General features: G+C 62.4%; 7 protein-coding genes. 5 read left to right on the top strand and 2 right to left on the bottom strand.

Annotated features, from left to right (window positions below):
• Positions 1 to 906 (top strand): zinc-binding dehydrogenase (locus tag EOA75_RS25525; RefSeq protein WP_127325453.1); only part of this gene is annotated, 906 nt, incomplete at its 5' end.
• A 6-nt stretch (positions 907 to 912) separates the two neighbouring features.
• Positions 913 to 1,881, top strand: coding sequence for a lipid A biosynthesis lauroyl acyltransferase (locus EOA75_RS25530; protein ID WP_127325454.1), 969 nt, complete (start codon positions 913 to 915; stop codon positions 1,879 to 1,881).
• A gap of 159 nt (positions 1,882 to 2,040) precedes the next feature.
• Here the strand turns inward: EOA75_RS25530 and EOA75_RS25535 are convergent, their stop codons facing one another.
• Both EOA75_RS25535 and EOA75_RS25540 read right to left on the bottom strand, forming a co-directional pair.
• Positions 2,041 to 2,871: a hypothetical protein gene (locus EOA75_RS25535; RefSeq protein ID WP_127325455.1), complete on the bottom strand. Its 831-nt coding sequence runs from the start codon at positions 2,869 to 2,871 to the stop codon at positions 2,041 to 2,043.
• Between the two features lie 203 nt (positions 2,872 to 3,074).
• Positions 3,075 to 3,506 (bottom strand): L,D-transpeptidase, encoded by a 432-nt coding sequence (locus EOA75_RS25540; RefSeq protein WP_066999783.1) that lies wholly within the window; start codon positions 3,504 to 3,506, stop codon positions 3,075 to 3,077.
• 255 nt (positions 3,507 to 3,761) lie between these two features.
• On the opposite strand from EOA75_RS25540, the gene EOA75_RS25545 reads away from it, so the two are divergent.
• The 3 genes from EOA75_RS25545 to EOA75_RS25555 form a co-directional block, all read left to right on the top strand.
• Positions 3,762 to 5,039, top strand: a complete 1,278-nt coding sequence (locus tag EOA75_RS25545; RefSeq protein WP_095830143.1) for an acetylornithine deacetylase/succinyl-diaminopimelate desuccinylase family protein — start codon at positions 3,762 to 3,764, stop codon at positions 5,037 to 5,039.
• 115 nt (positions 5,040 to 5,154) lie between these two features.
• The gene (locus tag EOA75_RS25550) at positions 5,155 to 6,633 is read left to right on the top strand and encodes an ABC transporter substrate-binding protein (RefSeq protein ID WP_095801922.1); all 1,479 of its coding nucleotides are present in this window, start codon (positions 5,155 to 5,157) and stop codon (positions 6,631 to 6,633) included.
• Between the two features lie 28 nt (positions 6,634 to 6,661).
• Positions 6,662 to 7,332, top strand: a 671-nt coding sequence (locus EOA75_RS25555; protein ID WP_164747555.1) for an ABC transporter permease, incomplete at its 3' end; no start/stop codon positions are given.

The following is a 7,332-nucleotide window of genomic DNA, read 5'->3' on the forward strand; positions in this document are numbered from 1 at the left end:
GTCTGGGGCTGGCGCGGCATGGCCTTCGCCAAGCGCAAGCTGCCGCTGGTCGTCGGCGCCGAAGCCTCGGGCGAGGTCGAGGCTGTCGGGCCAGGCGTCTCCACCCTCCTGCCGGGGCAACTGGTGTCGATCTACGGCGCGCGAACCTGCGGGCTCTGCCGTGCCTGCCGCGAGGGCCGCGACAATCTTTGCGAGCACGTCTCCGGCGTCCACGGTTTTCATCTCGACGGCTTCGCGCAGGAAAAGATCAACCTGCCTGCCCGTCTCCTGGTGCCTGCGCCGCCCGGTGTCTCAGAGATCGGCGCTGCCGTCGCACCCGTCACCTTCGGCACGGTCGAGCATATGCTGTTCGACAACGCGAAACTGGAGCCCGGTGAAACCATCCTCGTCCATGCCGGCGGCTCCGGCATCGGCACCGCAGCCATCCAATTGGCGAAGCGCATGGGCTGCACGGTCATCACTACGGTCGGCTCGAACGACAAGATCGACAAGGCGAAGGCGCTTGGCGCCGACCATGTCATCAACTATCGCGAGGATCGCTTCGAAGGCGTGGTGCGCAAGCTGACGAAGAAAAAGGGCGTCGATGTCGTGTTCGAACATGTCGGCGCCGACACTTTTGCAGGTTCGATGCTATGCCTGAGGCGCGGCGGCCGCCTCGTCACCTGCGGCTCGACCTCCGGCGTCTCGACGCAGGTCAACCTGATGCAGCTTTTCCAGCAACAGCTGAAGCTGCTCGGCTCCTTCGGCTGCCGCATGAAGAACATGGCCGATGCCATGCAGAAAATGGCGGCCGGTCTCGTCGCGCCCGTGATCGACACCGAAGTCGGCTTCGACGACATCGACGCCGCGCTGAAGCGCATGGAAGGCCGCGACGTCTTCGGCAAGATCATTCTTCGCGTTTCCTAAGACAAGATGGTCGGCAAGGTGCTCAAGAAAGCCCGCCGGGACTTCATGTTCCGCTATGGCCGGCGGCTACGCCAAATGGAGCACTGGCTGGTGGCGCGGCTTGCCATGGCGGTCATCGGCCTGCTGCGCCTTTTGCCGCCTGACAGCGCGCTCAACTTCGCCGACCGCGTCGCCCGCCGCATCGGGCCGATGGTCGGACGGCACCGGGTGGCCGTCAACAATCTGCGCCTTGCCTATCCGCAAAAGAGCGATGCCGAAATCGAGGCCATCGCGTCCGACATGTGGGGCAACATGGCCCGGCTTGCCGCCGAATACATCTTCCTCGATGCCCTCTTCGATTTTGACCCGAATGCCGCCAAGCCGGGCCGGGTCGAGGTCAGCGGCATCGAGCATTTCGTCGAAATCGCAGGCGAAAAGAAGCCGCATATCCTGTTCACCGGCCATCTCGGCAATTTCGAGCTTTTGCCGGTCGCCGCCGCCACCTTCGGCATGAACATCACGGCGCTGTTCCGCCCGCCCAACAATCCCTACCTTGCCGACTACATCCACTCGACACGCCGCTCGAGCATGGGAGGCCTGCTGCCGTCCTCGACCGGCGCATCGTTTGCCCTCGCCGCCATCCTGGAAAACGGCGGCAATATCGGCGTGCTGGTCGATCAGAAATTCACGAACGGCGTCGAGACGACCTTCTTTGGCCGCCCCTGCCAGAGCAATCCGGTGCTGGGCATGCTCGCCCGCCACTATGATTGCGATGTCTATCCGGCGCGCTGCGTCAGGCTGCCGGGAAACCGTTTCCGATTGGAAATCGAAGACAAGCTCGGTTTGCCGCGCACCGAAACCGGCAGCGTCGATGTTCACGCCACCACGCAGCTGCTTGCCGACATCGTCGAGCGCTGGGTGCGCGAGGATCCCGGACAGTGGATGTGGTTCCACAAGCGCTGGGAGATGAGCGGCCGCCGACGTAAGCGGCGTTAGCAGGCCAAGGTCAGCTAAAGCGGCCGAGAACGTTCAGATCGCTTTCGTCTGGATCAAACGCGGAACCGCTTTGAAATAGCCTGCTGCTAGGCGTGTTGCGTCCAATGCGCAACGCAAAGCCGCGAGGACCAAGTCCACGCGGCTCCAGGTTCAGCTGTCTCAAAGCGGAGCGGGGATGGTGAAGTTCGGCCGGAACGTATCCATCGTGGCACCGTTGCGATCCTCGGAAAGCAGTGTGTCCGAGCCGAAGCTTGCCCGCAGGCCAACCACGTATTTGTGGATGTTCACGCTGCCTGAAGCCTCCGAGATGGTCAGGTGATCCAACTGGTAGCGCCCGAATACCGACCACGGCGTCCCATCGAACCTGTATGTAGCCTGCAAGGCGGCTGTGACAGTATCGAGGTGGCCGCCATCCGCGGAAAGCCTCGAGAAGCCGAGTTCGCCATCGAAACGGAGATTGTCCTGGGCGAAGAAGCGCACCACTCCACGGCCGCCCCAGTTGTCCAAATGCTCCGAAAAGCCGCTGGCCCGCAACTGGCCATAATAAATTTGGCCGTAGATCGTCACGTTGCCGAAATAGGCCTGAGCCTCTGGACCGACGGTGAAGGTATAAAGGTCTAAGTCACCGATGCCGTTATCGCCGCCAAATCCGTTTATCGTCGCAAATCCACCCAGCGCATATGAGCTCGGATCGCGCCAGTAGCCATGGATCGCACCGCCGTAGCTGTAGACGTTCGTGCCTTCGACCCAAAGCGAATCGATCACCGCGTCGGTCTGGATGTTCCAGCGGGCGTCGATCGGGAAATTCACCCGAACGGCGCCGCCGGCAGTCGTGCCATCCGTGTCGTCCCCGGGGGTCGCGAAATAGAGACCTCCGAGATAGATTTCGCCATAACCTGATATATGCGGCTGCGCGAGTTCCTGGTCCAGAAGAACGGGTGCATCGGCAGCAAAAGCCGAGGTTGCGGTTGCCGCGATCGCAGCGCTCAATAGAAATCGATACATTAAAGTCCCCAAGCAGCCAGAACAACGCCCCGTACTTACCACTGCGCTGTCATGCAAACCAGCTCCGGCGATGCTCACGCTAGTATAAGCTGCTTGTTTTTGAAGCATGTGCGGCATTGCTGCAACGCTCCGAGCAGGCGCAGCCATCAAATGCTGCCTGCGGCCTAGGCAGCCCTCTCCGGCCCGTTTCAATCGGTGACGACGATTCGCGTGTTGCCGTAGCCGGCTTCCTTCACCATCGAATAGAAAGTCGCGGCATTGGCCGTATGCAGGCGCACGCAGCCATGCGAGGCCGGACGCCCGAGATATTTCACGGCGCCGGTGCCGTGAATGGCGTAGCCGCCGCGGAAGAACACCGAATACGGCATCGGCGAATTGTCATACTTGCGCGAGTACCACATCCGCGCGGTCCATTGCGGCCGGTAGCTGCCGCGCGGTGTGAAGTAGCCCCTTCGGGCCGTCGATACATTCCAGCGATACAGCACCTGGCCGTATCTGCTGACGGTCATTGTCTGCGTCGAGACGTCGATATTGGCGACCAGCGAAGCCGCCCGGCTTGCGATCGACGTGCCGAGCAACGTGGTTGCCAGCACGGCCGCCATGAGGCTGGATTTTTTCATGCGATGAACCCCTTCGATTGCCCCCTGCCATCACGTGGTCTCTTTTCCATCATTTTCGCCGGCAGGTGCGTTAAGTACCACACACTCCTTGACAAATTCGCCAATTCGATTTCGCGAATTTGAATGATTTCCCGTCATAGTTGCTGGGCCGCCACCCACTCTCAACGGTTTAAGCGCGAGCCTGCCCTCAATCATTGTCCGGCAACCGCGAAAGGCAGCTTGCAAAAGCGCCGCGTTGCTTCTTCAATCAGCAGGATGAATGAACGACTCCTCCGGGCCGTCGATGACCGGGTCGACGACCTGATCGCGCTGACCGCCGAGCTCATCCGCTTTCCGACCGTCAATCCGCCCGGCGAGGCCTACCGGCCATGTGCCGAGTATCTTGGCGCACGCCTCAAGAAGCTCGGCTTCGAAACCGAATTCATTCGCGCAGAAGGCACGCCCGGCGACACCGACCGCTACCCGCGCGTCAATGTCGTCGCCCGCTTCGACGGCCGCTCGCCCGGTGCCTGCGTCCATTTCAACTCGCATATCGACGTGGTCGAGGCCGGCGAAGGCTGGACCGTCGATCCTTTCGCCGGCCTGGTGAAGGAAGGTAGGGTCTACGGCCGCGGCGCCTGCGACATGAAAGGCGGGCTGGCGGCTTCTGTCATTGCCGCCGAAGCCTTCATGGAGGTCTATCCCGACTTTCCCGGCGCCATAGAGATATCCGGCACGGTCGACGAGGAATCCGGCGGGTTCGGCGGCGTCGCCCATCTGGCGAAGCTCGGCTATTTCTCGAAGCCGAAGGTCGACCACGTCATCATCCCCGAGCCGCTGAACAAGGACCGCATCTGCCTTGGCCATCGCGGGGTCTGGTGGGCCGAGATCGAGACCAAGGGCGAGATCGCGCATGGCTCGATGCCGTTCCTCGGCGACAACGCGGTGCGCCATATGGGTGCCGTCGTGCAGGCCTTCGAGGACGAGCTTTTCCCGGCGCTCGACCGCAAGGTGACGCGCATGCCGGTGGTGCCCGAGGGCGCCCGGCGCTCGACCATGAACATCAATTCCGTCCATGGCGGCCAGACCGAGGATTTCCGGCCGGGACTGCCCTCGCCCAACGTGCCGGATTCCTGCCGGCTGACCATCGACCGCCGCTTCCTGCTCGAGGAAGACCTCACCACCGTCAAGGGTGAAGTCACCGGCATCCTCGACCGGCTGAAGCGCGAGCGAGAAAAGTTCGACTACGAGATCCGCGACCTGATGGAGGTGCTGCCGCTGATGACCGAGCGCGACGCGCCGGTGGTGAAAGCCGTCGCCAAGGGCATCATGGAAATCTTCGACCGCGAGCCGGAATACGTCATTTCGCCCGGTACCTACGACCAGAAGCATGTTGCCCGCATTGGCCAGATCTACGACTGCATCGCTTATGGCCCCGGCATCCTCGATCTCGCGCATCGGCCGGACGAATGGGTGGGCATCGCCGACATGGTGGACGCGGCCAAGGTGATGGCGATCGGCCTCGACGTGCTGCTGCGCGGTACGACCGGCTGATCGGGAAAAACATTTCGCTTGGCGCCACCCGGCAGCACGAAACGCAATTTACTCACAGGCCAAATCACGCTTCTATCCGCTGGGCTTGTCCGTTTGACCGCATGGGAGTTCGGCAATGAGATTGTGGAAGACCATTTTGGCCGCCGCTGTGCTTACTTTCGCGGCCGCCACGTCGGCATTTTCGGCCCGTACCGACCTCGTCATCGGCATTCCGCTCGAACCCCCGCATCTCGATCCGACCGCGGGCGCCGCCGCCGCCATCGACGAGGTGCTCTACGCCAATGTCTTCGAAGGTCTCACCCGCATCGGTCCGAACGGCGAGGTGATCCCCGACCTTGCCGAAAGCTGGACCATCTCGGATGACGGCAAGATCTACACTTTCAAGCTGCACACCGGCGTGAAATTCCACGACGGCAGCGATTTCAGCGCCGACGACGTGAAATTCTCTCTCGACCGTGCCCGGGCCGACAATTCGGTCAACGCCCAAAAGGGGCTGTTCGCGCAGATCGACAAGGTCGATGTCGTCGATCCGGCGACGGTGAAGGTCACGCTGAAAAACCCGCAAGGCTCCTTCCTGTACAATATGGGCTGGGGCGACGCGGTGATGGTGTCGCCGAAATCGGCCGACACCAACAAGGAAAAGCCGGTCGGCACCGGCCCCTTCAAGTTCCAGAACTGGGCCAAGGGCTCGTCGATCACGCTTGTGAAGTCGGATAATTACTGGGGTGCCCCGGTTGCGCTCGACAAGGTCGAGTTCCGCATCGTACCCGACGCCGCCGCCGCCGTGCCGGCGCTGCTTTCGGGCGACATCCAGGCCTTCCCCTTCTTCGATCCCGACAGCGTCTCTCAGGTCAAGGACGATCCGCGTTTCAAAGTGGTGATCGGCTCCACCGAAGGCGAGACGATTCTTTCGATCAACAACAAGAAGCCGCCCTTCGACAAGCTCCAGGTGCGCCAGGCCATCTCCTTCGCGCTCGACCGCAAGGCGATCATCGACGGCGCCTCGGCGGGCCTGGGAGTGCCGATCGGCTCGCATATGTCGCCCGCCAACAAAGACTATGTCGACCTCACCGGCCTCTATCCGCACAATGTCGACAAGGCCAAGGAACTGCTGAAGGAAGCCGGCCTAGAAAAAGGCTTCAAGGCGACGCTGAAGCTGCCGCCGCCGTCCTATGCGCGGCTTGGCGGCGAGATCATCGCGTCCGAGCTGCGCGATGTCGGCATCGATCTGGAGATCATCCCCGTCGAATGGGCGCAATGGCTGGATCAGGTCTTCACCAAGAAGGACTACGACCTCACCATCGTCTCCCACACCGAGCCGAACGACATCGATATCTATTCGCGCAAGGACTATTACTTCAACTACGACAACCCGGCCTTCGATGCCATCATCGCCAAGCTCAATCTGACCTCGGACGAGGCGAAGCGGAAGGAGCTGCTGGCAGAGGCGCAGAAGATCCTCGCCGACGACGCCGTGGTCGGCTTCCTTTACGAGCTGCCGAAGGTCGGGGTCTGGGACGCGAAGCTGCAGGGCCTGTGGGAGAATGCACCGATTCAGGCCAATGACCTTACCAAGGTGAAGTGGACGGATTGACGCCGGCGCGGTCGCCTGATCGCCTCCCATGGCCACCTATCTCCTCAAGCGCCTCATCATCGCGACCATCACGCTGGTGCTGGCCTCGATGGTGGTGTTTGCGGTGATGGAAATCCTGCCTGGCGACCCGGCGCGCCTGATGCTGGGCTTCAACGCCAGCGCCGACCAGGTCGAGCTGTTGCGCAACCAGATGGGCCTGAACGCGCCGCTTGTCCTGCGCTACCTGCACTGGGCGGGCGGGTTGCTCAGCCTCGATTTCGGTCGCTCCTACACCTATTCGGTTCCCGTCATCGACCTCGTGGGTGAGCGCGTCGTCGTTTCCCTGCCGCTGGCGCTAATCGCGCTGGCGCTGTCGACCGTCATAGCCATTCCGGTCGGGGTGTTTTCCGCCGGCCGCCAAGGCCGGGCCGGCGACACATTCGCCATGGGCGCTGCCCAACTCGGCGTTGCCGTGCCGAATTTCTGGTTCGCGCTGATGCTGATTTATCTCTTCGCCGTATGGCTGCGGCTGGTGCCGGCGGGTGGATTTCCTGGCTGGGACGCCGGGATCTGGCCGGCCGTGAAATCGCTGCTGCTACCGGCCATCGCGCTGGCGCTGCCGCAGGCGGCGATCCTGGCGCGCGTCGCCCGCTCGGCGCTGATCGAGGTGCTCAACGAAGACTATATCCGCACCGCCCGCGCCAAAGGCCTGCCCTACCG

The sequence above is a fragment of the Mesorhizobium sp. M1A.F.Ca.IN.022.07.1.1 genome (genome assembly GCF_003997575.1).
In the GTDB taxonomy this organism is placed as follows: Bacteria; Pseudomonadota; Alphaproteobacteria; order Rhizobiales; family Rhizobiaceae; genus Mesorhizobium.

What these genes read in the sequence shown, in the direction of transcription:
- EOA75_RS25530 (WP_127325454.1), top strand. Translation starts at nt 913, where the DNA reads ATGGTCGGCAAGGTGCTCAAGAAAGCCCGCCGGGACTTCATGTTCCGC.
- EOA75_RS25540 (WP_066999783.1), bottom strand. Translation starts at nt 3,506, where the DNA reads ATGAAAAAATCCAGCCTCATGGCGGCCGTGCTGGCAACCACGTTGCTC.
- EOA75_RS25545 (WP_095830143.1), top strand. Translation starts at nt 3,762, where the DNA reads ATGAATGAACGACTCCTCCGGGCCGTCGATGACCGGGTCGACGACCTG.
- EOA75_RS25550 (WP_095801922.1), top strand. Translation starts at nt 5,155, where the DNA reads ATGAGATTGTGGAAGACCATTTTGGCCGCCGCTGTGCTTACTTTCGCG.